The following is a 23,515-nucleotide window of genomic DNA, read 5'->3' on the forward strand; positions in this document are numbered from 1 at the left end:
GACGGCCACGTCGAACCACCCCGTTCTCGGCCTCTGTCACATCCCGTCGAATCCATCCCTGACAACCTCCCGAGCCACAACCCCCCGCGCCCCCGCCAACTCACCCGCGATACGCGCGAACCGCTCACCGTCCGCAGCCACCACCCCCGACACCGGCGTCCCATCGAGAAGTCGTCGCCGTCTCAAGTGGGTGGGCGGGTGGGTCGCGTCGACGCTGTGGCCTCGCAACGCGCCTACGCGGCGCTGACGTTCGTACTCGAACTCTGGGATGGAGTCCACGTGGGCCGCCAACTCCTCCCACAGGCCCTCGCTTTCGGCGCCCCGAGCCCGCCCGCCACCACGCATCCGGCGCCCGTTCACCTCGCGGCGCAGGGTGATGTCGATGGAGCCGGCGACGAGGAGGCGGTCCATCAGGCCTACCGCCGCCTCCGTCGAACCGGCCTGTGCCGCCGCCGAGTCGGCGAGGTACTCGCTGCGCTGGGTGGCGCGCAGGGTCAGGGTGTCCAGCAGCATCAGTACGCCCTGGACGACGAGCCGTGGCACGACGTACGCCAGGTTGGTGATCATCTGGACTGCGGTCGGGTTCGGGATGGGGGACAGGTAGTAGAGCCAGAGGCCGAGCGAGCGGTATGCCGTCGCGAGTACCAGGCCGCGGCGCGTGTCCCCGTTGCCGTAGTGACCCAACTCGTGCCCGAGCAGGGCAATTCGGTGCTCGGGGGAGAGGGATTCCCAGAGCGGTAGGCCCAGAGTCAGGAGGCGGTCCCGGAGTCCGTACGTCTGTACGCTCGCGTTCGTCTCGGCGTTGACCGCCACGGCGTCCACACCACTCGTGCCCGCCGACACGGCGATCTCGTCGATCAGCGCGAACAGTTCGGGCGCGTCCGGGCGGCGCAGGACGACGCCGTTGTCCTCGTCCTTGGGCAGCCGGTTGAGCCTCGGACGCAGCGCCCAGCCCAGCGCCAGCAGGAACAGACCGGGCACCATGAGGAACCCGCCCCAGCCGCTCACCACGCACCAGATCCCGGCCACTGCGAGCACGGCCGTGACCCCGTGGATCAGCAGTGCGATGGCGTACGCCAGTACACCGGACACGTCACGGTCAGCCCGCTGCCGCTCCTCCGCCGTGTCCGACGTCATCGTCGCCAGCAGCTTCTCGCCGTGCCGCCGCGCCAGCGTTCGGCGCAGGGTCTCCAGCCGCCCCTTCGCCGGTTCCGGGCCGCCCGGGTCCACGTTCCAGTCGCAGGCCGGACACCACTTGGTGAAACGGCTGTCCGCCTGGATCTCCGTACCGCACTCAGGGCACTGGCTGGACTCCAGCACGCCTTCCGTGATGGTGCGCATCGCTGCGTACCTCCCCCCGACCCCTCCTCAGAGGTCGCTCTGCTCATGACACCTCAAAGACTTCGGGGTGATCATACGGTCGGCAATCTGGGGCTGTGTGAGCGCGAGCCGGTGGCGCACCGCTCAGTCCGTGACCTTCGGGTGTCCGGTGCCCGCGTAGGTGATCCAAGCTGTGTGATTGGTGTCGTCCACGAGGTACCAGATGCGGGCGGCGCCGGTCACCTCGTACTGCCAGCATTCAAGGGGATGGCCCTTGAAAGTGCTGGTTCCGAGCTTGCCCTTGAGCCGGTGCTGGCGGTCGGGGTTGTCCAGGGCTCGTGGCGTGGCGCGGATCTTCTCGAAGGCGCGGCGCAGGTTGCCCGCCGCCTGGCGGGAGAGGTGATCCCAGCCGGCGGCGGCCTCGGTGTTGGCGAAGCGGATGTCGTACTCGTCGCCGATCGGAGGCGGCGCGGCTCGGTCTCCGCGCTTGGGGCTCACTCCTTGCCCTGAGGCAGAGGCACGGGGCCGAGGTCACCTTCCGGTTCGCGGGTGAGTATGGCCAGCAGGGAGGGGTCCGCGTAGATCTCGGCACTGTGTCGCCACTGGGTCAGCAGGAGCGCGATGGGGGCGAGGTTGCCCAGAGCCGCCGCGCCGCGTGCCGTGTCCACCAGTTCCCCGATGAGCGTGTCGACATCCTCGGCGGGCAGGAAGGTGCTCCACGGCAGGGCCTCGGGCAGCGCTTGACGCAGTGCCTCGATGTTCTCGGTGCGGACCAGTCCGGCGAGCAGGCGGGAGGTGAAGTCCACGACTGTGGCATCCCGCTCCATCTGGTCGACCCGCATCAGAGCGAGGTCCCCGGCGTCGCGTCGCCGCAGCCGCAGTGCGCGGGTGGCGTCGAGCTTCCGCGTGGTCGCGGCCGGATGGTGCAGCAGCTCGCTGAAGGGCACGTCCTCGTAGGCCTCAGTCATGACATCCACAGTAGCTCGGATGTTCGCCGCGTGACGGGAAACGGGAGTTCCCTTGGCGATCTCCTCCATATCCTCGGCGTCGAAAACTTCTTTCTTGACTGTGTCCCACGAGTGAAAACTGGTCATCTCCGAGCCCCTTGCACTGCCGCTGCACCTGATCGTTCTCCACTCGGGTAACGCGCACCAACCTTCCAAGCACACGAGCCGCCCCACCCGAATCTGCTTGTCGACCCTTCCCGCCCCCCACTACCGTGCCGCCCCGTGGACCTCTTCTCGCGCTCCTGGAACGCCCTGCTCACCGTCGTCGCCGAACTCCCCGACGAGGACTTCGAGCGCCCCTCCGGCTGTACCGGCTGGCTGGTGCGGGACCTGGTGTGTCACCTCGTCATCGACGCCCAGGACGTCCTGATCACCCTCGCCACGCCCGCCGCCCCCGACACCGAACCGACCGTCGACGCCGTCACCTACTGGGACGTCCTCACCGAACCCCCGACCGGCGACGACCCCCTCGACGCCCTGATCCCGCGGCTGGCCGCCGCCTACGGCGACCCTAGGCTCCTCAAGTTCCACCTCGACGACGTCGGTTCCGCCGCCGGTCGCGCTGCCGGGCTCGCTGATCCCACCGTCCGAGTCGCCACCAAGGACGAGGTCCTGACCGTCGGGGACTACCTCTCCGCGTACGTCCTCGAATGGGCCCTGCATCACCTGGACCTGATCGCGCGTCTGCCGCACCCCGCGCAGTTGCCGCCCGCCGAGACCCTCGCGGCGGCACGCGCCCTGCTGGAGGCGATCGCCGGGAGCCCGTTCCCCGCCGAGTTCTCCGACGCTGACGCCCTACTGGTCGGCACCGGGCGCCGTACACCCACGGAAGCGGAGACGGCCGCCCTCGGCGACGAGCTCGCCGCCACGATCCCGCTCGTCCTCGCCTGAACCCGAAGCGAAGGGGGGTGAGGCAGGGCGCCCGCCCGCCTCACCCCCCCTCACCGGGTCACCCCACTCTCAGTGGTTCTCTCAACACCCACCCGCGCGCCCCGGACTCACCACCACGTCGTCCATCCGCACGTCGTACGACGCCGGTGACGGGTTCCCCTGATACAGCTGCCAGCCCAGCTTCAGCTTGTCGAAGGTCGGGAAGGCGAAGTCGGAGTCCTGGGCGCCTCCGTGATGCGTCCCGTCCACCGTCAGGTCCGACTGCTCGACCCCGTCGAAGTACACCGTGACCCGGTTGTCCGCAGCGTCGAGATGGAACTCCACGCAACTCCACTTCGACGCCGCCGCCGGCGCCGACGTCTTCCACGACGTCCAGTCGCCCGTCGGGCCGAGATCGGAGCCGACGCCCCAGAAGTTGCCCTGGTCCGTGGGGGCGTACTGGCCGCCCAACGGACGCACGAGGGTGGGGGAGTCGGCGCCCGAGGCCTCCGCGATCGTCCAGTGGGCCCAGTCGGGAGCCGTGGGGAAGGCGTCCACGCGCAGGCGCAGCCGGGCCCAGTAACTGTTGCCGGGCGAGGCGAGGTTGGGGAAGACGACGAACGCGCGGCCGTTGCCCTCCGTGTGGAGGCGGAGTTCGCGGCCCTTGCCGGTCGAACTCGGGGCGACGGTCAGGGTGCCGTTGGAGGTGTCCGTCGTCCAGCCACGGCCGGCCGTGACGGGGCCGAGGGGGAGGTGGTCGAAGTTCTCCCGGGCGAGGGGCCGTTGGCCGTATGCCGTGTCGTGGGCGGGAGTTGCCGAGGCGGTGGGGGGTATCGCGAGCAGGGTGGCCGCCGTGGCTGCGGCGGCCGACAGTGCCGCGATCGATTTCCTCAGGATGGTCATGTGCCCAGTCTGTAACGGGAGTTGACCAAGTTCCTAGTCATACTGATGGGTATCCAGGTGCGCATGGGGCGCTAGGGACATTGATCGATGGGGGAGGGACTTCGTGCGGCGGCTGTTTGTGGTCGGGATCGTGCCGTGCGGGCTGTTCGTCGGATGCCTCTGGGCCCTTGTGCGCGCAGGGAGTTTCACCGGCCGTAGTGACTGGGGCCGACTGGTACCGGGGAGCTCCGTCGCCATGGTCAGCACGTTGCTGATGCTGACGGCGTGCGCATCACTGCTGGCTTTGCTGCTTCGGCCTTTCCAAGTGCGCGCGGTACGCGTGCTGGAGGGCTACTGGGACCGCTGGCCGACGACCGCCCGGGTCGCCGGAGTGCTTACGGAGATCCAGCGGCGGAAGTGGGAAGCGCTGCGCCGACAGGCTGGGAAGGTCCCTGCGGATACGGCCGAGGGGAGGGTCGGGGCCGATGCGCAGCGTCGACTCGCCCTACGGCCTCCCGCCGGGGTTCTTCTGCCCACGGCGCTCGGCAACGCTCTGCGCTCGGGAGAGATCTCCGCGGGAGAACGCTATGGGCTCACCACCCTCACGTCGTGGCCGCGCATCTTCATGCAGGTGTCGCCGCGTATGTCGCAGACTCTGGGCGTGACCCGGGACGGTTTGGACGCGGCGGTCAACCTGTGCTGGAGCTTCCTCGCGACAGGTCTGCTGTCGGTGGTCCCGCTCCGTGACGAGCCGGGTGCACGCTGGTTCCCAGCGGTGATGCTGGCCGCAGCCGCTGTCGCGTACAAGGGGGCGGTGATCGCTGCTCAGGCCTACTCGGGCCTGATGCGGGTGGTGTACGACCTGCATCGTTTTGATCTGCTGGACGCGTTGCACCACCGGCTTCCCACCAAGGAGGAAGAACGGGAGGTGTTCGAGCAGGTGTCGGACACCCTTGTGGGGGAGTGGGTGGCGGACTTGGCGTACGACCATCACGGCGTGCGCAACTCACACGTACACGATGCTGATGGCGCCGCAGACGCTCAGTAGATGGAGGATCACCTCATGCCGAGGTGGTGTCTCCTGGGCTGCACCGCTTTCCGGAGTAGTGCGGACGCCCGCCACTGGTCCGGTGGCGATGTTCTTGTCCTGTCGGCCGGTCTCGGTGATCCGGGTGAGTAGGGTGCCGGAGGCGTGAACCCTGACCTGCCATGCCTGCGGCACTGTTATACGCACGTGTCCCGCGACAACGGTCACGTGGACCGCCGTCGAGTCGCCTGGCGTACGCATTGCGTCGAAGCGGGCGGCGAGCTCGCCGCCCAGGGCGCGAAGAATCACCAACTCGCCGCTGTTCACGGATACTTGCGCCTTCCCGGTGGACAGGACGCGGGTCCATCGGGTACGCCGATCGCGCTCCCTCGCGGTCAGTAGCAGCACTATGCCGCTTCCGGCCAGGGCCAGGGGGACGCCCAGATTCTGAACGGCCTGGGTGTCGAGTCCGCGCGACAGCGCCAGGCCGCACAGAGCCGCACCTGCCAACAGGGCGGGTCCGATCAGCGAATTCACCGAGACCGCGGAGCGGAGGAGATTGAATCCGGCAAGAGCGAGCAGCGCCCATGGCCACCACTCGCCCACAGCGTCCCAAGCCACTCTGGCCCTATGGACGGTGTCGCCGACCAGGAAGCAGCCGAGAGTGAGTGCGATCAACCCGGCCCAGGCCCGGGACCGCGCTCCGGTTTGTGTTCTGTCCGCGCCGTCCATCCTCGTGACCTGTCCCCGGCTTTTTGCTCCTTCTGGATCAGGCCGTCATGCTACTCATGTCACTGTGGGCGCTGCTCCGGTGAGTCCTCGAAGTACGTGCGCCAGACGTCCATAGCTTGTCTCTCGGCACTCTCCCTGCTGCTCTCCTTGGCGAGGACGCAGGCGGGCAGGAACCGCCCCAGACACTCCGGGGGGTTGTGAGGGACCGACTCCTTTCCCTCCAGCAGTAACTGCGTGACCGCAGCAGCGCCCTGCTCCTTTGCCTTCGTCCACCGCCGCCTGGCCAACCCGGTGTACACGCCCTGGAATTGGACATTGCAGATGGGGCAGAAGTTGGCGGCCTGTTGACCGGGCAGAACGACGTCATGCATCACGTTCATCACTCCCATCGGTCGGGAACCCCTGTCACAAGTCGTGCTTGGGGTCCTTGTCGAGCTTCGAAAGCGACTGGCCGTCGCTGGGCGGCGCCAGTTGAGGTGTGTGCGGCACCGTGAGTCTCCAACTCCACACGGCCTCTCCCATGGTGGCGACAAGGGAGAGAGCGAAGGCCGCCCAACGGACAGGGACTTGATGGGAACTGGATGTCGGCAGCAACGCCGTCGAGAGGCCGAGGCCCAGCAGCACCGTGCCAACGTTGTAGGCATGGACTGCTGGCCGCACCTTGATGCGCCAGATGTTTCGGGCTTGACCGATGGCCCATTGCCTGTTGGGGGCCGAACTGAAGTACTCCGCTTCCGAGGTGTTGGCGACCCATCGGTCGAGTTCGTCCTCGGTGAAGTGGAAACGACCGGCACGGAAACCGAACTGGACGCTCGCGATCAGTACGATGGCGGCCAGTGTCAGTAGGAGGAGCGTGACACCGGCCCAGCGGAACTGCTCGTGGTCAGCGGCGACGACTCCGCTGATCGCTATGGCCCCTCCGGCCAGCAGCGGCGCCGCGATGTTCACTGCGGCGTGTATGGAGTTCGGGTAGCCGGCTCCTGGCACCTCGCGCCGCAACGTATTGGGTGGAGATGTGGGTTTTCTGCTGAACTCGGAGTGCTGTTCGGGCTTTGGCTCCCCCATGCATCCGCCTCTCGTGTCACACGTTGCCGGATGTGCCTGGATCGCACTGGTTCGGAGTGTGACAGGTGGAACGAGGCGTTCGGTAGAGGGCGGTGCGCGATACGGCCTCACGAGATCCGGACACACGGACATGGGCCCCGTCTTCGGTGCGCGACCGGAAACGGGGCCCATGACATGTCAAGACAGGAACCTCAGAACCGCCGAGTGATCAGCGCCCGCTTCACTTCCTGGATCGCCTTCGTGACCTCGATGCCGCGAGGGCACGCGTCCGTGCAGTTGAACGTCGTCCGGCAGCGCCAGACGCCGTCACGGTCGTTCAGGATCTCCAGCCGCTGCTCGCCGGCCTCGTCACGCGAGTCGAAGATGAAGCGGTGGGCGTTGACGATCGCCGCCGGGCCGAAGTACTGGCCGTCGTTCCAGAACACCGGGCACGAGGACGTGCACGCCGCGCACAGGATGCACTTCGTGGTGTCGTCGAACCGCTCCCGGTCCTCCGCCGTCTGGAAGCGCTCGCGCGTCGGCTCGTTCGTGTCCTTCGTGATCAGGAAGGGCATCACGTCGCGGTACGCCTGGAAGAACGGCTCCATGTCGACCACGAGGTCCTTCAGGACCGTCAGGCCCTTGATGGGCTCGACCGTGATCGGCTTGGCGGGGTTGATGTCCTTGATCAGGGTCTTGCAGGCAAGACGGTTCTTGCCGTTGATCCGCATGGCGTCCGAACCGCAGATGCCGTGCGCGCAGGACCGACGGAACGTCAGCGAACCGTCCTGATCCCACTTGATCTTGTGGAGGGCGTCGAGGACGCGTTCCTTCGGGTCGATCTCCAGCTGGAAGTCTTCCCAGACCGCCTCGGCCGACAACTCGGGGTTGAAACGGCGGATGCGGAAGGTGGCCGTGATGTACGGGGAGTCGGCGAAGCCGGGCTCGGGCTCGCCGGCCGCGTCCGCCTTGTCCAGAACAGGGGTTGCCATCAGTACTTACGCTCCATCGGCTGGTAGCGGGTCTGGACGACCGGCTTGTAGTCGAGACGGATGGACTCGGTGCCGTCGTCGCCCACCTCGCGGTACGCCATGGTGTGGCGCATGAAGTTGATGTCGTCGCGGGTCGGGTAGTCCTCGCGGTAGTGACCGCCGCGCGACTCCTTGCGGGCCAGTGCGGAGATCGCCATGACCTCGGCCAGGTCGAGCAGGTTGCCCAGCTCGATGGCCTCCAGGAGGTCGGTGTTGAACCGCTTGCCCTTGTCCTGGATCGAGACGTTCCGGTAGCGCTCGCGCAGTTCCGCGATCTTCTCCACGGCCGTCTTGATCGTCTGCTCGGTACGGAACACCATGACGTTCGCGTCCATGGTCTCCTGGAGCTCCAGGCGCAGTGCGGCGACCCGCTCCGTGCCCGTGGACTCGCGCAGGTGCTCCACCTGGGAGATCACCAACTCCGCCGGGTTCTCGGGGAGTTCGACGAAGTCGGCCTTCTGGCTGTACTCCGCCGCCGCGATACCGGCCCGCTTCCCGAACACGTTGATGTCCAGGAGGCTGTTGGTGCCCAGGCGGTTGGCGCCGTGCACGGACACACACGCGACCTCACCGGCGGCGTACAGGCCGGGCACCACTGTCGTGTTGTCGCGGAGCACCTCACCCTGGACGTTCGTCGGGATGCCGCCCATCGCGTAGTGCGCGGTGGGCTGGATCGGGATCGGGTCCGTGTACGGCTCGATACCGAGGTAGGTGCGCGCGAACTCGGTGATGTCGGGCAGCTTGGCGTCGAGCTGCTCCGGCGGGAGGTGGGTGAGGTCGAGGTAGACGTGGTCGCCCTCGGGGCCACAACCACGGCCTTCGCGGATCTCCGTGTAGATGGAGCGGGACACGACGTCACGCGACGCGAGGTCCTTCATCACCGGCGCGTACTTCTCCATGAAGCGCTCGCCGTCCTTGTTGCGGAGGATGCCGCCCTCACCGCGGGCGCCCTCCGTCAGCAGGATGCCCATGCGCCAGATGCCGGTCGGGTGGAACTGGAAGAACTCCATGTCCTCCAGCGGCAGCCCGCGACGGTAGACCGCCGCCTGGCCGTCACCCGTCAGCGTGTGCGCGTTCGACGTCACCTTGAAGAACTTGCCGGTGCCGCCGGACGCGTAGATCACGGCCTTCGCCTGGAAGACGTGGATCTCGCCGGTCGCCAGTTCGTACGCGACGACGCCGGCCGACCGCTTCACACCGTCGACCTCGACGATCAGCTGGTCGAGGACGTAGAACTCGTTGAAGAACTCCACGCCCTCCTTCACGCAGTTCTGGTACAGCGTCTGGAGGATCATGTGACCGGTACGGTCGGCCGCGTAGCAGGACCGGCGGACCGGCGCCTCGCCGTGGTTGCGGCTGTGGCCGCCGAAGCGGCGCTGGTCGATCGTCCCGTCGGGCGTGCGGTTGAACGGCAGGCCCATCTTCTCCAGGTCGAGGACCGAGTCGATGGCCTCCTTCGCCAGGATCTCGGCGGCGTCCTGGTCGACCAGGTAGTCACCGCCCTTGATCGTGTCGAAGGTGTGCCACTCCCAGTTGTCCTCCTCCACGTTGGCGAGCGCGGCGGCCATACCGCCCTGCGCGGCGCCCGTGTGGGACCTGGTCGGGTAGAGCTTCGTCAGTACGGCGGTACGGCTGCGCTTCGTCGACTCGATGGCCGCGCGCATACCGGCGCCGCCCGCGCCGACGATGACGGTGTCGTACTTGTGGATCTTCATCAGAATTACCTCAGCCCCTTGTGACCCGGTGGCCTAGCGGATGTTCGGGTCGAAGGTGAAGATCACCAGCGTGCCCAGCAGGATCGTGAACACCGTGGCGGTGTAGAGCAGGCCCTTGAGCCACAGCCGGGTGTTCGCGCGCTCCGCGTAGTCGTTGATGACGGTGCGCAGGCCGTTCGCGCCGTGCAGCATCGCCAGCCACAGCATCAGCAGGTCCCAGACCTGCCAGAACGGCGCGGCCCAGCGGCCGGCCACGAAGGCGAAGCCGATCTTGGAGACACCGCCGTCCAGCACCAGCTGGATGAGGAGGTGGCCCAGGACCAGGACGACCAGGACGATGCCGGACAGCCGCATGAACAGCCAGCCGTACATCTCGAAGTTGCCCCGGGTGGACTTCGGGGTCTTCTTGGTGCGCTTGCGCGGGGCCTCGATCAGGGGCGCCGGGTTGTCGGCGTCGTAGCCCGGATACGTGCCCGCGCCCTCGACGGGGCCGATGCCCGAGGCGGTGGTTTCAGTCGTCGCCATGTGGGTCAGCTCCCGAACAGTTCACGAGCGGCGTGGCCGAGGACGGGGTAGATCGCCCCGAGCATCAGCACGACCCACAGGCCGACGACGGTCCACAGCATCTGCTTCTGGAAGCGCGGGCCCTTCGACCAGAAGTCGACGGCGATGACGCGGAGGCCGTTCAGCGCGTGGAAGAGGATGGCGGCGACGAGGCCGTACTCCAGCACGGCGACGATCGGCGTCTTGTACGTGGCAACGACCTTGTCGTAGGCCTCGGGGGAGACACGGACGAGAGCGGTGTCCAGGACGTGTACGAACAGGAAGAAGAAGATGAGGACGCCGGTGACTCGATGAGCCACCCAGGACCACATTCCTTCCCGGCCGCGGTACAGCGTTCCAGCCGGCACGGAAAACCCTCCGGGAGCGGGGATCTGGAGCCGCGCCGGCTTCGGTGTCGGACGGGCCCGGCCGGGTACGGTCCACCGGCCCTGGCCATCGTAGCGACGTGTCGTCGGAACGCTTACAGCGGGCCTACCGATGTGATCAAACAGGCTCGTACGGGCTACTGCGTGCGGTTGCTGGGGGAGGTGCTTGCGGTGGTCTCGCCGGGTGCGGGCCGTCCGTGGCTTGTCGCGCAGTTCCCCGCGCCCCTGAGGGCGTTTCCCAGCCGTTCTCTTGCCAGGCCGCGGAGTTCCTCTGCCGCCACCACCCGTTCTTCTTCCGGATCGTTTGTCAGACGTGACCGGATGGCAGCCAGGATCTCGTTCAGGACCTGGGAGGGAGGGATGCCGTCCAGGCAGATGACGAACACGTGCCCGAATCGGGCCTCGTACGCCGCGTTCGCCGCACCCAGTGCCATGTGGGCCGCCGAGTACACCTCGTCGGGCAGCGCGGGCAGTGCCTCGGCGGCCAGGGCCTCGGAGAGGTCGCCCGGGGTCAGGTCGTACGCCGCCTCGTCCGCTGCCGCGAGCAGGGAGTCCAGGTCGGGGTAGGGGCGGTGGTCCGTGAGACGGCGGGCCCAGCGGAGGCTGCGCAGGCAGGTGAGGAGCGTGCGCTCGATGTCCTCGGCGGGCTCGGTGTTGAACCGCTCCAGGCTCGACGGCGTAGGAGAGGGGGACTCGGTGCGCGTCTGGGCCGGCATGGCGAGCGGGCCGGAGAGGTGGGGAAGCCGGTGCGCGGACAGCGTGAGTCCTCGGTGTTTTTGGGAGGCGGGTAGGGAGATGTGCGGGAGAAACGGGGGACAAGCGTGGGATGAGCGTGGGACGCGTGGGGGAGGAGTACCGCTCACATTATCGAGAAGTGGTCAGGAGCTGTCCGACGGACGTCTGAATTTCACCCGAACGGGAGAGTTTAGGAACGTACGGTGGACCACTTCGGTGGCGTGCGGTCGTAGGTTCGGAGGTGGAGGCGAATCAGGAGGTGCGTGGCATGCGGGCGATACGTGAGGCTCGGGCAGGTGGAAACCGGTGACCGGGCGGAGGCGACGGGCGCCTGAGCGGAAACGGGGTCCGAGGAGGAAGACGTACGGGCAGGGGCCCGGGTTGCTTCTCGGGGCCGGTGTTCTCGTGGCCGCCGGTGCGGTGGGTGTGACCGTGGCCCTCTGGCCGGTCGGCGACGCGAGCCCGGACACCGACGCGGGGAGCGACATCGCGTCGACAGGCGCCGCGCGTTCCTCGGACACGGCCGGGGCGACCGGCTCCGCGTCCACCGCACCCCGCGCCCCGTCTCCCGCCCAGCCCTCCCCGTCCCCCGCCCGCGTCTACCCGCTCTCCAAGACCCCCCGCACCATCCCCGCCGTACGCGAGCACGTACCCGCCCGCGGTCCCGGCTGGCGCCCCGCCTCGACCGCCCGGGTGGTCGTCGGCGCCGACGCCCTCGCCGACGAGGGGAAGCTGCTCGCCGGTGAGCTGAGGATGACGTACGGCGGGACGGCCGCCCCGCGTGCCGGGGACGTCCAGCTCAAGCTGGACCCGGGTCAGGCCGCGAAGGGCCCCGAGTCCTACACCCTCACCGTCAAGAGCGGCCGCGTCACCGTCGCCGGCCCCGCCGAAGCCGGCGTCTTCTACGGCACCCGCACCCTCAAGCAGGAGGTGACCGGCGGGAGCACCGCCCCCGAGGGCGTCGTGCGCGACCGGCCGGCCAAGGCGCAGCGCGGGCTGATGCTGGACATCGCCCGCAAGCATTTCACCGCGTCGTGGATCAAGGACCGCGTCCGTGAGCTCGGCGACCTCAAGTTCAACGAACTGGGCCTGCACTTCTCCGACGACCAGGGCTTCCGGATCGCCTCCGACAGCCACCCGGAGATCGTGTCCAAGGACCACCTCACCAAGGCCGAGGTCCGCGACATCCTCGCCCTCGCCGCGAGCCGCCACATCACCGTCGTACCCGAGATCGACAGCCCGGGTCACCTCGGCGCTGTACTCGCCGCCCACCCCGACCTCCAGTTGAGGAACGCGCAGGGCACGCCGGCCCGTGGGGCGATCGACATCTCCAAGCCCGAGTCCGCGAAGATCGTCGACGACCTGCTGGGCGAGTACGCCGACCTCTTCCCCGGCGCGTCCTGGAACCTGGGCGGTGACGAGTACCGGGCCCTGACGGTCGCCAGCCCGGCGACCTCCTACCCCCAGCTCGCCGCCGCGGCCACCCAGAAGTACGGGGCGGGCGCCGGTGTCTCCGACCTCGCGACGGGCTGGCTCAACGACCGGGCCGCCACCGTTCGCGCCCATGGCCAGACGGCCCTGCGTGCCTGGAACGACGGCTTCTACCAGTCGAGTTCCGTCCAGCCGGCCAAGAACATCCAGGTCGCCTACTGGACCGGCAAGGAGATCGGCGCCCGGAAACCGGCCGGATACCTGAGCGTCGGCCGCAAGGTCGTCAACTACAACGACGAGTACCTCTACTACGTGCTCGGGCAGCCGAACACCTTCGTCTACCCCACCGGCGAGCGGATCTACAAGCAGTGGACGCCGCGGGTGCTGCGCGGCAGTACGGCCGTCTCCTCGGCGTACGACGGGCAGATACTCGGCGGGGTCTTCGCCGTCTGGTGCGACCTCGCCGGGTCGCAGACACAGAACCAGGTGGCCGCCGGGATACGGATGCCGCTGCGGGCGACCGTGCAGAAGCTGTGGGACCCCCGCGCCCAGCCGCCCCTGTCCTGGACCGACTTCAAGAAGCTGGCGGGAAGGCTGGGCTGAAAACGGGTGGACGTACGGGTCCGGTGCGCATAGGTTCCGCACAGGTATTCGTGTGCTGGGCGCGCCCCCTGGGAAGGGGGTGCGCCCGGTTTCTTTTCGGGGGATCCGTATGTCCTGCAAGCGCTGCCATGTCTACAAGGCATCGACGCCCGCCGGCCTGTGCTCCGGCTGCGCGGCCGAGCCCGTACCCATGGCCGAGTCCGTACCCGCGCCCGCACCCGTGGCGGAGCCCGCGCCCACCGGCCCCGTCGTCCAGCCGCACGGACCGGCCTGGCTGCGTTCGCCGGTCGGGCTCGGCAAGGCCGTCGCCGTGATGCTCGGCGTGGTCATAGCCGCCGACCTCTTCGCCGTCTACGCCGGCCTCACCATGTACGACGTGATGGGCTCCCTCGAGGACGACGGCCTCGGCTTCGGCGGCTACAACGCCCTCATGCGCCGCGCCGACCACGCGGACACGCTCTACGCCGCCGCCGGAGTCGCGCAGACGGCGACCTTCGTCGCGACGGCCGTCTTCTACCTCGTCTGGTTCCTGCGCGTGCGGGTGAACGCCGAGGTGTTCAACCCGTTCGGGCACACCATGAAGCGCGGCTGGGCGGGCTGGGGCTGGTTCGTGCCGGTCGTCAGCCTGTGGTTCCCGCGCCGGATCATGCTGCAGATCTGGGACGCGAGCAGTTCTGCCGGAACCCGTGCCTCGCACGCGCTCGTCAACGCCTGGTGGGCGCTGTGGCTCGTCGCGCTCTTCACCAGCCGGGCCGAGTTCGGCGCGTACGACGGCGCCGACACGGCCGAGGCGATCAGGTCGGACGTCGCCCAGGTGCTCGTCTCGGACGTCGCCGACATCGCGGCGGCCGTGCTCGCGATCCTCGTCGTGCTCCGGCTGACCCGTATGCAGCACGAGAAGGCCCAGCGGGGCCCCGGCACCATGGGCGTCTGACGTCCGATTGTCGGATCCCTGGCCAACCGTTCCTGTGGACTGAGCGGGGGTGAGTCCGTTCAGCCGCGCGCCCCGAACGGTCTTGGGCGAGCTGGTTCCCGGCGTACTCGACCCCGGGTGGCGACACGCATCGTGTGCGTGGTCCGGGCCCGGGAGGCCAGTTCCCTGTGCGACCTGGCCAGGTGGGTACGGCCAGAGGGCGACGGGGAGGCCCTGAACCATCCTCTGGTGGAGCAGGGGCCCCGCACGCTGACGCCGTACCCGGTGTCCCAGGTCGCACCACCACGCTAGCCCGAACAGCCCAGCCCATCACAAGCCCGCACGCCGACGATCACACGATCGAGCTAATTCGACCTTGTGCGCACTCCTTTCCAACCCCCTTGCGTCTGTGGTCTATTCGGCGCGGGCAGTGCGAGCAGAACCACAACGCCAGGGGGATGGCATTGGGCTACTGGGGCTACTTGATCGTGGGCAGGAGCGCGCGGCCGCTCGCCGAGACCGACGCCCTGAGCGCGGTGCGCGACGGGCTGACCTCGCGTGAACGGCGCGACGACGGCTGGCAGGTGTGGGAGTACCCGAGCGGCGGCGCCGACATCGGCAGCATGAACACCCTCGCCCTGGAGACCGGCGCACCCGCGCTCTTCGGGTACGTCATGGACAGCCACTGTGTGGTGCTGGAGGCGGCGGCGCCCGAGAGCGGCGCGTGGACCACCTGTCTGGCGCGCGAGGTCATGGCCGGATACCTGGGCGCCGACGGGGGGCTCGCCCTCGACGACTACTTCCTGGAACCCGGCGACGCGGCCGATCGCGCGGTCGACTGGGCGGCCGAGGCCGGTCACACCGTGAACGCCGGGCCGCTCCTCGACGTACTGACCTCGGAGCCCGACCCGTTGGCCGAAAACCTGTTCTTCCGGTTCCTCGACCGACTCGGTGTGCTGCCTCTGTGACGCTCAGGGTGCGTTGCACGCAGTAGGGGAGAGTACGGGCTCCGTAAGGGATGGCGCCCTTGGAGGGGAGGCCTGCATGAGCCTGGTGGAACTGATCGCCGATGCTGACGAGCGTGGCCTGACGGTCAGCGGTCTGGCTTGTTTGGATCGGTGCGTGTCCCTCCTGGGAGGGGACGACGAGATCCTGCGCCCCCTGTGGGCCAGCCTTGCCGACGACAGCGACACGGAGGACTGGACGACCCGCCTGGAACAGGCCCGCGTCAAGCTCGACACCGGCGACACCGGCGACACAGCCCCTCCGGCCGCTGGCGCCCCCGCCCCCGACGCCTCCGCCGAGGGTGAGGCCGCTCTCCTCGCCCGGTGGATGCTCGCCGCCGCCCCCGCCGTCCGGTCCGCCGCCGGAGTGCGCGAATGGGCCGACGCGTGCTCCGTCGCCGCGCTCCGTATCCACCGGCTCCTGGACGCATCCGCCTCCGCATCCGCGTCCGTCTCCGCAGCCGACCCGTCCTCGGTCGAGTCCCACCGCGCGGGTGGTACGGAGGGCATCTCGCCCCTCGTAGCGGCCGAACTGCGGCGGCAGATCACCGTCCTGGAACTGCTCGCCGGGCACGGTTCCGGCGGACTGCGGCAGGCGCTGGCGGTGTCGACGGAGGGTCGGCGCGTGCTGCGCGCGGTGGTGTCGCGCCGGGCACGGGGACGGGCGTGACCCTCGGAGGAAGGTGAGCCCTGTGGCTTTCCTGTGGTTGTCCTGGGGTGGACGTGGGGCGGTCCCGCGCCGATCCCCGTCAGCCGCCGGAATCGGGTGACACCGATCGCCACCTGCACGCTTTCCTGGAATGTGATCGCACACCGAGCAGCACACCGAGCACCCGCCCGCCCGCAGGCCGCCGCCAAACCCGTGCGCTGGGCCGCCGACACCGTCGCGACGATGCGCGAGGGCGCGCGGCTGCGCCTCGACTACTCCACCCAGAGTCTGTGGCGCGTCGACCGGATGATCGAGGAACTCCGCCGCGAGCAGACGCCGTACGCCGCCGTGGAGTCGGTGCTGCGGGGCTTCGGGGCGTACGCCGGTGAGGTGATCGTGCGCCGGGCCGAGGGCGGCGCGGAGTGGCTGGAGGCGGACGGCGGGCACTGGATCCGCACGGCCGACGGGCGGTTGTGGGACCCCGCCGACGAGGCCCGCCGCTGTTTCGCCGGCCACGGTTCGCTGCGACTGCTGTGCCGGGACGCGACGGCGATCTGAACCCCGTCGAGCGCTGAGCCGGCGCTGATCGAGCAGCGATCGAGGAGTGACGTTTCCGTGCCGGGCGACGCAGATGCCCATGGGGACGGGGGAGTCGAACCCGCACTCGCACTCGATACGCCGTTACGGACGAGGACAGCGCTTGGGCCAGGGACGACGGGAACCCCGCCGGGTACAGCTGTACGACGAGGAGCTGGGGGACGCCGTCGCGCGGGCCCAGGACGGGGACGAGGCCGCCTTCGCGGTCGCGTACCGGCTGGTGCAGCCCGGACTCCTCGGCTATCTGCGGGGGCTCGTCGGCGACGAGGCGGAGGACGTGGCGTCCGACACCTGGCTGGAGATCTCCCGCGACCTGGGCCGGTTCAAGGGCGACGGCGCCGGTTTCCGCGGCTGGACGGCGACCATCGCCCGCCACCGCGCCCTCGACCTGCTGCGCCGAAGACGGGTGCGGCCCCAGGGGACGGCGCTCGAACAGGACGTACTCGACCTGCGCGGCCCGCACAGCACCCCCGACCAGGCCCTGGAGACCCTCTCCACGGAGTACGCCCTCGGGCTGATCGCCGGGCTCCCGCGCGACCAGGCCGAGGCGGTCCTGCTCCGGGTGGTCGTCGGCCTCGACGCGCCCGCCGCCGCCCGCGTCCTCGGCAAACGCCCCGGCGCGGTGCGCACGGCGGCACACCGGGGACTGAAACGCCTCGCCCGGCAGCTGGGAGAACCGACATGAACGGTGACGGTGACGACATGACAGGCAGCCGGCCGCAGAGCCGCCCGCCTCTGGCAGGCCTGCTCGCCGCCGCCCTGCGTGAGCGCTTCCGGGACGACGACAGCACCGGTGACGCGGAACGGAAGGCGATCGACGCGTTTCTCGCGGCCCGGGACTCCGGCGCGCACAAGGTGACCCGCACCCGGCGCCGGGACGACTGGCGGTGACCGGGCAGCTGTCGCGGAGACGGCCGGAGCCGCCACCCCCCACAGGAGAGGCCCCGGCCGTCGCGCGGCACGGGCCGCGCGGCGGCCCGTATCTCCTACAGCGCCGCGCGTGCTGTTTCTGTCACACCGTCACTCCGTCACGAGTTAGTTGCACGTTGTACGGACATGGACGAGGAGCGCTTTCACGCCGTAACGTGCCTTTCGCTACAGGCTGCGGACGTCGGGCACCCACGTCCACCGAGGCCTGGGACCGCAGCCATTCAGGAGAACCACGACGGCGAGAACAGGGTCCGCGAGAGCGGTGCCGGTTCAGGCGCGAAGAGGTGTGGTGCAGGGGGACGACGCGGAGCTGACCACCGCGGTGCTTGCGGCACAGACCGGGGACGAGACCGCGTTCCGGACTGTGTACCGCGCGGTGCACCCACGGCTGCTCGGATACGTGCGGACACTGGTCGGCGACCCCGACGCCGAGGACGTGGCGTCCGAGGCCTGGCTGCAGATCGCCCGTGACCTGGACCGGTTCAGCGGGGACGCGGACCGGTTCCGGGGCTGGGCCGCGCGAATAGCCCGTAACCGCGCCCTCGACCACATACGGATGCGCGGCCGCCGCCCCGCCATAGGCGGCGACGAGACCGAGCTGTCGGGCCGGGCCGCCGACTCCGACACGGCGGGCGAGGCCATGGAGTCGCTGGCCACCGACAGCACCCTGTCCCTCATCGCCCAGTTGCCGCAGGACCAGGCCGAGGCCGTCGTCCTGCGGGTGGTCGTCGGCCTCGACGCCAAGACGGCCGCCGAGACCCTCGGCAAACGCCCCGGAGCCGTCCGCACGGCGGCGCACCGCGGTCTGCGGCGGCTCGCGGAGTTGCTGGGGGCGGACCCGGACGCGACCGCCGCGCTCGACGCGCTGCCGACCCCACGGGAACCGCACGGACGTGCGGTGACGTCGGCCGGTGTGACGCATACGCGTTCGCGGACGCAGAAGGACATGTGATGGCCGACGACGACCAGTACAGGTGGCTGGACCGCGCTGCGGCGGAACGCCTGCTGAGCGGGGAGCCGCTGGAGGGTTCACTGACGTCCGCGGGCCCCGAGGCCCGCGACCAGGCGGAGCGGCTTGCCAAGACCCTGGGCGCGCTCTCCGTGGACCCCCCGCAGAGCGGTGCCGAGCTCCCCGGCGAGGCCGCCGCGCTGGCCGCGTTCCGCAAGGCGCGCCCGGCCCCGGACCTCACCGCCGTCGCATCCGCGACCGCCACGCCGTCCGCGTCGGACACAGGCGCGGACATGGGCCTCGTACGGGTGGGAGGGGCCGGGCGGTCCGGCGCCGCCCCGCGAAGGGGCGGCCTCGCGGCGCGCTTGGGCCGCCCCCTGCGGCTGGGGCTCGGTGCCGCGCTGGCCGCCGGGATGGCCGGCTCGGTCGCGATGGCCGCGGGCGTCGTCGTCCTGCCGAACCCGTTCGGCGGCGACGAGCCCGGCCGCCCCACCGCCAGCGTCTCGGCCGCCGAGTCACGCGACCCCATGCTGGCCTCGCCGTCGCCGGACGGCACCGAGGGCAGGAGCCTCCCGTTCCCCAGCCCCGACGGCACGCCCGGGGGCTCCTTCGGCAACGGCTCCCCGGCACCCGAGGAGAGCAGGCAGGGCCCGGCGGACGGGGGCCAGGGGTCCCGCTCCGACATGAGCCTGCCCGGCGACTGGCGGGGCGGACTCGCCTCGTCCTGCCGCGACATGCGCAGCGGCAAGAAGCTGGAGGCGGAGCGCAGACGTGCCCTGGAGAAGGCGGCCAAGGGCGCCAAGAAGGTGCCGCTCTACTGCGAGAACGCGCTGAAGGACGATCCGGCCGTCCACCCGAACGCCGACACAGGCACGGGCACGGGCACCGGGGGCGGCAAGGGAGACAACGGCCCCGAGGGCGGCCAGGACGGCGCCGGTGACAACGGCGGCCAGGGGGGGAACGGCGCCGGCGGCAACAGCAACGGCAGCGGCGGTGGAAACGGCCACGGCAACGGCAGCGGCGGCAGCCACGGCGGGCGGGCCGCGACGAGGCCGACGCCCACACCGACGTCGTTCACCGCGGTCGGATCGCACGAACCCCAGGAGGCTTCGGCCCCGGCCGCCGACCCCTCCTACGGCGTCCTGCCGCTGCCGACGGCCACCTGACCACCCAGGTCTACGCCTTCTCGCGGGGCAGGGTGTGACACTTTCGGCGGCGTCGGCGCAGTAGACAGTGAGCCGACTGGTCATCGGTTCCTCGCACAGAGCCGGGGGTTCCCCCCGTACCTTTCGGCTCGTGCACCTGGCGCGGGCGGGACACGTTCCCCCGGTCCCGTCCGCGCCCCGAACACTCCCCTCTCCCCGCCGCAGGCTCACCAGTAGATGACGACCTTGTCGCCGGTGCTCACCTCGGCGAAGATCGCGGCGATGGCCGTCTCGTCCCGGACGTTGACGCAGCCGTGCGAGGCGCCGCCGTAGCCGCGGGCCGCGAAGTCGGCGGAGTAGTGGACGGCCTGGCCGCCGCTGAAGAACATCGCGTAGGGCATCGGGGAGTCGTAGAGCGTCGACACGTGGTGCCGTGACTTCCAGTAGACGCTGAAGACGCCTTCCCTGGTCGGCGTGTACTGGCTGCCGAACCGCACGGCCACCGTCGACACGGTCCGGCCGTCGATCATCCAGCGCAGCGTCCGGCTCGACTTGCTGATGCACAGCACCCGGCCCCTGAGACAGCGCGGGTCGGGGTAGGCGGCCGGCTGCCCGCCGGTCAGATACAGCTCCCACTGTCCGGGCTCGTGGGTCATCCGCAGCAGCCGCTGCCAGGTGACGGTGTCGGTCCTCCCGGTGCGCGGCAGCCCGCGCTTGCCCTGGAAGCCCTTGACGGCGTTCTCCGTCAGGTCGTCGTACGACCCGGTCGGCCCGTCGTAGAGCCAGGCGACCTGGTGCAGCCGCGCCTGCAGCTCACGCACGTCCCGCCCGCTGTCCCCGCGCGACCAGAGAACGGGGGCGGGCGGTGCGGGGGCCGCTCTCCTCGGCGTCGGGGTCGGATCCGGGGTGGGTGCCGACTCGGAGCCGGGCGTGGCCGTGGTGCCGGGTTTGTCGTCGGCGGGCGGGTGCGAGACCTGGATGTGCACGGGCGAGCGGGGGCCGCCGTCCGGATCGGTGGTCCGTACCGTGCAGCCGCCCACGGCGAGAGCCGCGAGCACGACGAAAATCACCTTTCGCATGTCCGTAGTACGCAAGCCGGACCCCCCGAAGCTCAGCATCTGACCCCCATCCGTCCGTCCCGCCGATTCGGTGCCTGCCGCACATGACCGGTGACGGACTCCGCTGCGTTGTGGTGTGCGGCGACTGGCAAGCTACGCGTCGCCGTCCACCATGACCCGCGAGTCGCAGCCGGGACTACCCGTCGAACCGGTGTGCAGCCGAGCTGCCCGGCGAGTGCCCGGAAGGGTGCGACGTCGAGAAGGGGGCCCGGCGGATGGCAGACTTTCCCCTGTCGGCCGCGGCCGGCGCCGAGGTCTTCCAGGACTACGACCGACAGTTCGAGGAAGGGCTGGAGCTGGTGCTCGCAGGAATCGGGACGACGTACGCGATGACGTACGGCAAGTCGTCGTGATGAGCTGGGAGTTCGGCCCGGTCCGCATCCATCGAGCACCGTCCGGTCACGTCCGAGTTGACACGCGGCGCCGAATACCTCTTACTGTCGCGGAATCTGCAGCTGAGAGAGCCCAGGTGTGCGCGTGACCAATCGTCCCCCGATACTGTCCGTTATCGTCCCTTGTTACAACATCGAGACCTATGTCTCGGACACAGTGACGAGTCTCGTCAACAACGACCAGGACGACTTCGAGTTCATCTTCGTCGAGGACCGCTCGACGAAGGACAAGACCTACGAGGCGTTGCTGGAGCTGACGAAGCGGCTGAAGCACGGCAGGGTGATCCAGCACGAGCAGAACGGCGGTCTGGCCACCGCCCGCAACACCGGCATCGACGCGGCCGAAGGCACCTACCTCACCTTCCTCGACGGTGACGACTGGCTGGCCCCGGGCTATCTGCAGGACCTCGTCGGCGCCATCCAGCGCCACGACGTCGACTTCGTACGCACCGACCACGTCCAGGTCAACGGCATCGAGCGGGCCGTCCACCGGGCCCCCGAGGGCCGCCGGAACGTCCCGCTGGACCCGCGCACCTCGATCCTGCCGGTCGACGACACCACGATGGTCGACTACCCCTATGCCTGGGCCGGCGTCTACCACCGCCGCCTTCTCGACAAGGGCATGCTGCGCTTCCACGACGGTCTGAAGACCGCCGAGGACCGCCCCTGGATCTGGGACCTGCACCGAAGAGCCGACTCCTACCTGGTCGCCAGCCTGCGCGGGGTCTTCTACCGCCGAGGTGTCACCACCTCGCTCACCCAGATCGGCGACGTCCGCCAGCTGGACTTCTTCCGGTCCTTCGACCTCGTACTCGCCGAGTTGGCGAGCGACCCCGAGGTCGGGCTGCTGCGCAAGAAGGCGCTGCGCAACTACTGCGTCGTCATCGCGCACCAGCTCCTCCAGCGCAGCCGGTTCGACCGGCCCACCGCCGCGAAGCTGCGGCAGATGAGCGCCGACGCCCTGAACAAGATGTCCGAGGACGAGCTGCAGGCCGCCCTCATCGGGATGGGCGAGCAGCGTGTACACCTGCTGCGGCGCGTGCGCGGCGGTATGAAGGGAATCGCGGCATGATCCAGATCTTCTTCTCGGCGACGCAGTACGCCGCGGCGACCGTGACGGCCGCGATCCGCGCCGGGCTCTTCGGCCCGCGCGAGGACCACCGCCGCATCCTGGTCGTCAGCAACACGGCCGCCATCCCGGAGGTGGGCACCCCGCTCGACCGGATGTCCGGCTTCGAGAAGCTGCGGCCCGAGTTCGACGAGGTGCGCTCGTGGAACGAGTTCATCTCCCCGCACCACCCGGCCGGCTGGTCCCCGCGCGCGCAGGACGCCATCATGTGGGAGAAGGCCGTACGCCTGGCCTGGGACCTCGGTGACGAGCCCGTCGAGATCGCCTGCGAGTCGATCCAGGCGAACCCCTCCCGCGCGGTCGCCGAGATCTTCGCCGACAGCCCGATCCACGTGTACGCGGACGGCCTGATGAGCTACGGCCCCACCCGCAACCGCGTCCCGCACGGCATGAGCAGCCGCATCGCCCGCGTGCTGCACCTCGACCTCATACCGGGACTGCGGCCCCTGCTCCTCGCCGAGTACGGCGTGGAGCCGGTGCCGATCCCGAACGAGCCGATCGTCGGCGTACTCAACGAGATCGGGGAGCAGGGCGTCGACATCCTGGCCGCCCGCATCCCGGCCGAGAACCGTCCGACGGCCGTGCTCCTCGGCCAGTACCTGTCCGCCATCAACCTCATCACCCAGGAGGAAGAGGAGGAGCTGCACGTCCGGATGCTCCGGGCCGCCGCGAAGGCCGGCCACACGGCCGTGCTGTTCAAGCCGCACCCGAGCGCCCCGGCCGCGTACTCCACGTCCCTGCAGGGCGCCGCCACGGAGCTCGGTGTGCACCTGAGCGTGCTGAACGAACCGGTGCTCGCCGAGACGGTGTTCGCGTACCTGAAGCCGCAGCTCGTCATCGGCTGCTTCTCCACCGCGCTGATGACCGCCGCGACCTTCTACGGCATCCCGGTCGCCCGGGTCGGCACGGAGTCGCTCCTCGACGCCATCACGCCGTACGAGAACAGCAACCGGATCCCGCTCACCATCATCGACGCGGCCCTGCCCGACGCCGAACGCGACCTCGCGTCCAGCATCGGCACGCCGTCCGACGATCCAGGGCTGGTCGAGCGGCTGTCGCCGCTGGTGAAGGCGGTCGGGTACTGCATGCAGTCCCGTAAGCACCCGCAGCTGCGCGACGAGGTCGCCGCCTGGCTGTCGGTCCACCTCGCGGAGAACGCCCACTACTTCAAGCGCCGCCGCCTGACCAGCCTCCGCCTCCCCGGCGGCAGCACGGTCCGCGCGGAGACGCTGCGGCGCAACCCGACGGTCCGCAAGGTCGTGAAGAGGGTCAGGGCCGTGCGCTCCTGACAAGCACAGCGATGGGGAAGGGCCTGGGGTCGGAATCCGACCCCAGGCCCTTCCCCATTCGCATGACTCCCAGC

The 23,515-nt window shown here is 69.7% G+C and carries 27 protein-coding genes; 14 read left to right on the forward strand and 13 right to left on the reverse strand.

From position 1 onward, the window contains the following. Positions 1–36: 36 nt before the first annotated feature. The 3 genes from OG241_RS35865 to OG241_RS35875 all read right to left on the reverse strand — a co-directional run bounded on the left by OG241_RS35865 (position 37) and on the right by OG241_RS35875 (position 2,288). Positions 37–1,341 carry a M48 family metalloprotease gene (locus OG241_RS35865; protein WP_405821361.1) on the reverse strand — a complete coding sequence of 435 codons (1,305 nt, stop codon included), beginning with the start codon at positions 1,339–1,341 and terminating at the stop codon, positions 37–39. A 123-nt stretch (positions 1,342–1,464) separates the two neighbouring features. After that, positions 1,465–1,818, reverse strand: a complete 354-nt coding sequence (locus tag OG241_RS35870; protein ID WP_405821363.1) for a hypothetical protein — start codon at positions 1,816–1,818, stop codon at positions 1,465–1,467. Beyond that, positions 1,815–2,288, reverse strand: a complete 474-nt coding sequence (locus OG241_RS35875; RefSeq protein WP_405821365.1) for a hypothetical protein — start codon at positions 2,286–2,288, stop codon at positions 1,815–1,817. Before OG241_RS35875 ends, OG241_RS35870 begins: the two co-directional genes overlap by 4 nt. Before the next feature lie 261 nt (positions 2,289–2,549). On the opposite strand from OG241_RS35875, the gene OG241_RS35880 reads away from it, so the two are divergent. Further along, entirely contained in the window at positions 2,550–3,218 is a 669-nt protein-coding gene (locus tag OG241_RS35880; protein WP_405821367.1) for a maleylpyruvate isomerase N-terminal domain-containing protein, read from the forward strand. 81 nt (positions 3,219–3,299) lie between these two features. Here the strand turns inward: OG241_RS35880 and OG241_RS35885 are convergent, their stop codons facing one another. After that, positions 3,300–4,100 carry a hypothetical protein gene (locus OG241_RS35885; protein WP_405821369.1) on the reverse strand — a complete coding sequence of 267 codons (801 nt, stop codon included), beginning with the start codon at positions 4,098–4,100 and terminating at the stop codon, positions 3,300–3,302. 235 nt (positions 4,101–4,335) lie between these two features. On the opposite strand from OG241_RS35885, the gene OG241_RS35890 reads away from it, so the two are divergent. Then, entirely contained in the window at positions 4,336–5,127 is a 792-nt protein-coding gene (locus OG241_RS35890; RefSeq protein WP_405821371.1) for a hypothetical protein, read from the forward strand. Here OG241_RS35890 and OG241_RS35895 read toward each other — a convergent pair. The 8 genes from OG241_RS35895 to OG241_RS35930 form a co-directional block, all read right to left on the reverse strand. Next, positions 5,086–5,727 carry a hypothetical protein gene (locus OG241_RS35895; RefSeq protein ID WP_405821373.1) on the reverse strand — a complete coding sequence of 214 codons (642 nt, stop codon included), beginning with the start codon at positions 5,725–5,727 and terminating at the stop codon, positions 5,086–5,088. The genes OG241_RS35890 and OG241_RS35895 overlap by 42 nt on opposite strands. 170 nt (positions 5,728–5,897) lie before the next feature. After that, positions 5,898–6,209: a hypothetical protein gene (locus OG241_RS35900; RefSeq protein WP_405821375.1), complete on the reverse strand. Its 312-nt coding sequence runs from the start codon at positions 6,207–6,209 to the stop codon at positions 5,898–5,900. A gap of 34 nt (positions 6,210–6,243) precedes the next feature. Beyond that, positions 6,244–6,903 (reverse strand): hypothetical protein, encoded by a 660-nt coding sequence (locus OG241_RS35905; protein WP_405821377.1) that lies wholly within the window; start codon positions 6,901–6,903, stop codon positions 6,244–6,246. Positions 6,904–7,094: 191 nt separating this feature from the next. Further along, positions 7,095–7,874, reverse strand: coding sequence for a succinate dehydrogenase iron-sulfur subunit (locus OG241_RS35910; RefSeq protein ID WP_405821379.1), 780 nt, complete (start codon positions 7,872–7,874; stop codon positions 7,095–7,097). Beyond that, complete coding sequence (sdhA, locus tag OG241_RS35915; protein ID WP_405821381.1) at positions 7,874–9,628, reverse strand: succinate dehydrogenase flavoprotein subunit; 1,755 nt, start codon at positions 9,626–9,628, stop codon at positions 7,874–7,876. The genes OG241_RS35910 and sdhA overlap by 1 nt, the downstream gene beginning before the upstream one ends. 33 nt (positions 9,629–9,661) lie before the next feature. After that, a complete protein-coding gene (locus OG241_RS35920; protein WP_405821383.1) occupies positions 9,662–10,153 on the reverse strand; it encodes a succinate dehydrogenase hydrophobic membrane anchor subunit in 492 nt (163 codons plus the stop codon). 5 nt (positions 10,154–10,158) lie between these two features. Beyond that, positions 10,159–10,539: a succinate dehydrogenase, cytochrome b556 subunit gene (gene sdhC, locus OG241_RS35925; RefSeq protein ID WP_079054090.1), complete on the reverse strand. Its 381-nt coding sequence runs from the start codon at positions 10,537–10,539 to the stop codon at positions 10,159–10,161. A 155-nt stretch (positions 10,540–10,694) separates the two neighbouring features. Then, positions 10,695–11,273 carry a 2-oxo-4-hydroxy-4-carboxy-5-ureidoimidazoline decarboxylase gene (locus tag OG241_RS35930; protein WP_405821386.1) on the reverse strand — a complete coding sequence of 193 codons (579 nt, stop codon included), beginning with the start codon at positions 11,271–11,273 and terminating at the stop codon, positions 10,695–10,697. A gap of 424 nt (positions 11,274–11,697) precedes the next feature. On the opposite strand from OG241_RS35930, the gene OG241_RS35935 reads away from it, so the two are divergent. The 9 genes from OG241_RS35935 (at position 11,698) to OG241_RS35975 (ending at position 19,534) form a co-directional block, all read left to right on the forward strand. Continuing rightward, positions 11,698–13,326 carry a beta-N-acetylhexosaminidase gene (locus tag OG241_RS35935; RefSeq protein WP_405821388.1) on the forward strand — a complete coding sequence of 543 codons (1,629 nt, stop codon included), beginning with the start codon at positions 11,698–11,700 and terminating at the stop codon, positions 13,324–13,326. Between the two features lie 109 nt (positions 13,327–13,435). Further along, on the forward strand, positions 13,436–14,260 hold the full coding sequence (locus OG241_RS35940) for a DUF4328 domain-containing protein (RefSeq protein WP_405821389.1): 825 nt from the start codon (positions 13,436–13,438) through the stop codon (positions 14,258–14,260). Positions 14,261–14,703: 443 nt separating this feature from the next. Next, positions 14,704–15,207 carry a hypothetical protein gene (locus OG241_RS35945; protein ID WP_405826611.1) on the forward strand — a complete coding sequence of 168 codons (504 nt, stop codon included), beginning with the start codon at positions 14,704–14,706 and terminating at the stop codon, positions 15,205–15,207. A 76-nt stretch (positions 15,208–15,283) separates the two neighbouring features. Further along, positions 15,284–15,913 (forward strand): hypothetical protein, encoded by a 630-nt coding sequence (locus tag OG241_RS35950; RefSeq protein ID WP_405821391.1) that lies wholly within the window; start codon positions 15,284–15,286, stop codon positions 15,911–15,913. 132 nt (positions 15,914–16,045) lie between these two features. Then, the gene (locus tag OG241_RS35955) at positions 16,046–16,450 is read left to right on the forward strand and encodes a hypothetical protein (protein WP_405821393.1); all 405 of its coding nucleotides are present in this window, start codon (positions 16,046–16,048) and stop codon (positions 16,448–16,450) included. Positions 16,451–16,592: 142 nt separating this feature from the next. Further along, positions 16,593–17,174, forward strand: coding sequence for an RNA polymerase sigma factor (locus OG241_RS35960; protein WP_405821395.1), 582 nt, complete (start codon positions 16,593–16,595; stop codon positions 17,172–17,174). 17 nt (positions 17,175–17,191) lie between these two features. Next, positions 17,192–17,380, forward strand: coding sequence for a hypothetical protein (locus tag OG241_RS35965; protein ID WP_405821397.1), 189 nt, complete (start codon positions 17,192–17,194; stop codon positions 17,378–17,380). A gap of 328 nt (positions 17,381–17,708) precedes the next feature. Beyond that, positions 17,709–18,371: an RNA polymerase sigma factor gene (locus tag OG241_RS35970; protein ID WP_405821398.1), complete on the forward strand. Its 663-nt coding sequence runs from the start codon at positions 17,709–17,711 to the stop codon at positions 18,369–18,371. Beyond that, the gene (locus tag OG241_RS35975) at positions 18,371–19,534 is read left to right on the forward strand and encodes a hypothetical protein (protein ID WP_405821400.1); all 1,164 of its coding nucleotides are present in this window, start codon (positions 18,371–18,373) and stop codon (positions 19,532–19,534) included. Before OG241_RS35970 ends, OG241_RS35975 begins: the two co-directional genes overlap by 1 nt. 206 nt (positions 19,535–19,740) lie before the next feature. Here the strand turns inward: OG241_RS35975 and OG241_RS35980 are convergent, their stop codons facing one another. Further along, a complete protein-coding gene (locus tag OG241_RS35980; protein ID WP_405821402.1) occupies positions 19,741–20,592 on the reverse strand; it encodes a L,D-transpeptidase family protein in 852 nt (283 codons plus the stop codon). Between the two features lie 254 nt (positions 20,593–20,846). On the opposite strand from OG241_RS35980, the gene OG241_RS35985 reads away from it, so the two are divergent. From OG241_RS35985 to OG241_RS35995, 3 genes are all read left to right on the forward strand, one after another. Next, complete coding sequence (locus OG241_RS35985) at positions 20,847–20,984, forward strand: TetR/AcrR family transcriptional regulator C-terminal domain-containing protein (RefSeq protein ID WP_405821404.1); 138 nt, start codon at positions 20,847–20,849, stop codon at positions 20,982–20,984. Between the two features lie 124 nt (positions 20,985–21,108). Further along, positions 21,109–22,095, forward strand: coding sequence for a glycosyltransferase family 2 protein (locus tag OG241_RS35990; protein ID WP_405826613.1), 987 nt, complete (start codon positions 21,109–21,111; stop codon positions 22,093–22,095). Continuing rightward, positions 22,092–23,441 (forward strand): polysialyltransferase family glycosyltransferase, encoded by a 1,350-nt coding sequence (locus OG241_RS35995; RefSeq protein WP_405821406.1) that lies wholly within the window; start codon positions 22,092–22,094, stop codon positions 23,439–23,441. The genes OG241_RS35990 and OG241_RS35995 overlap by 4 nt, the downstream gene beginning before the upstream one ends. Positions 23,442–23,515: the final 74 nt, after the last annotated feature.

It is taken from the genome of Streptomyces sp. NBC_01390 (assembly GCF_045040105.1).
GTDB lineage: Bacteria > Actinomycetota > Actinomycetes > Streptomycetales > Streptomycetaceae > Streptomyces.

Bases quoted from the DNA above. Each gene is read 5' to 3' on its own strand.
- sdhA (WP_405821381.1), bottom strand. From the start codon at position 9,628: ATGAAGATCCACAAGTACGACACCGTCATCGTCGGCGCGGGCGGCGCC.
- OG241_RS35975 (WP_405821400.1), top strand. From the start codon at position 18,371: ATGGCCGACGACGACCAGTACAGGTGGCTGGACCGCGCTGCGGCGGAA.
- OG241_RS35985 (WP_405821404.1), top strand. From the start codon at position 20,847: ATGGCAGACTTTCCCCTGTCGGCCGCGGCCGGCGCCGAGGTCTTCCAG.
- OG241_RS35980 (WP_405821402.1), bottom strand. From the start codon at position 20,592: ATGCGAAAGGTGATTTTCGTCGTGCTCGCGGCTCTCGCCGTGGGCGGC.
- OG241_RS35930 (WP_405821386.1), bottom strand. From the start codon at position 11,273: ATGCCGGCCCAGACGCGCACCGAGTCCCCCTCTCCTACGCCGTCGAGC.
- OG241_RS35940 (WP_405821389.1), top strand. From the start codon at position 13,436: ATGTCCTGCAAGCGCTGCCATGTCTACAAGGCATCGACGCCCGCCGGC.
- OG241_RS35890 (WP_405821371.1), top strand. From the start codon at position 4,336: ATGGTCAGCACGTTGCTGATGCTGACGGCGTGCGCATCACTGCTGGCT.
- OG241_RS35920 (WP_405821383.1), bottom strand. From the start codon at position 10,153: ATGGCGACGACTGAAACCACCGCCTCGGGCATCGGCCCCGTCGAGGGC.
- OG241_RS35905 (WP_405821377.1), bottom strand. From the start codon at position 6,903: ATGGGGGAGCCAAAGCCCGAACAGCACTCCGAGTTCAGCAGAAAACCC.
- OG241_RS35965 (WP_405821397.1), top strand. From the start codon at position 17,192: ATGACAGGCAGCCGGCCGCAGAGCCGCCCGCCTCTGGCAGGCCTGCTC.
- OG241_RS35865 (WP_405821361.1), bottom strand. From the start codon at position 1,341: ATGCGCACCATCACGGAAGGCGTGCTGGAGTCCAGCCAGTGCCCTGAG.
- OG241_RS35910 (WP_405821379.1), bottom strand. From the start codon at position 7,874: ATGGCAACCCCTGTTCTGGACAAGGCGGACGCGGCCGGCGAGCCCGAG.
- OG241_RS35885 (WP_405821369.1), bottom strand. From the start codon at position 4,100: ATGACCATCCTGAGGAAATCGATCGCGGCACTGTCGGCCGCCGCAGCC.
- OG241_RS35875 (WP_405821365.1), bottom strand. From the start codon at position 2,288: ATGACTGAGGCCTACGAGGACGTGCCCTTCAGCGAGCTGCTGCACCAT.
- OG241_RS35900 (WP_405821375.1), bottom strand. From the start codon at position 6,209: ATGCATGACGTCGTTCTGCCCGGTCAACAGGCCGCCAACTTCTGCCCC.
- OG241_RS35950 (WP_405821391.1), top strand. From the start codon at position 15,284: ATGAGCCTGGTGGAACTGATCGCCGATGCTGACGAGCGTGGCCTGACG.
- OG241_RS35995 (WP_405821406.1), top strand. From the start codon at position 22,092: ATGATCCAGATCTTCTTCTCGGCGACGCAGTACGCCGCGGCGACCGTG.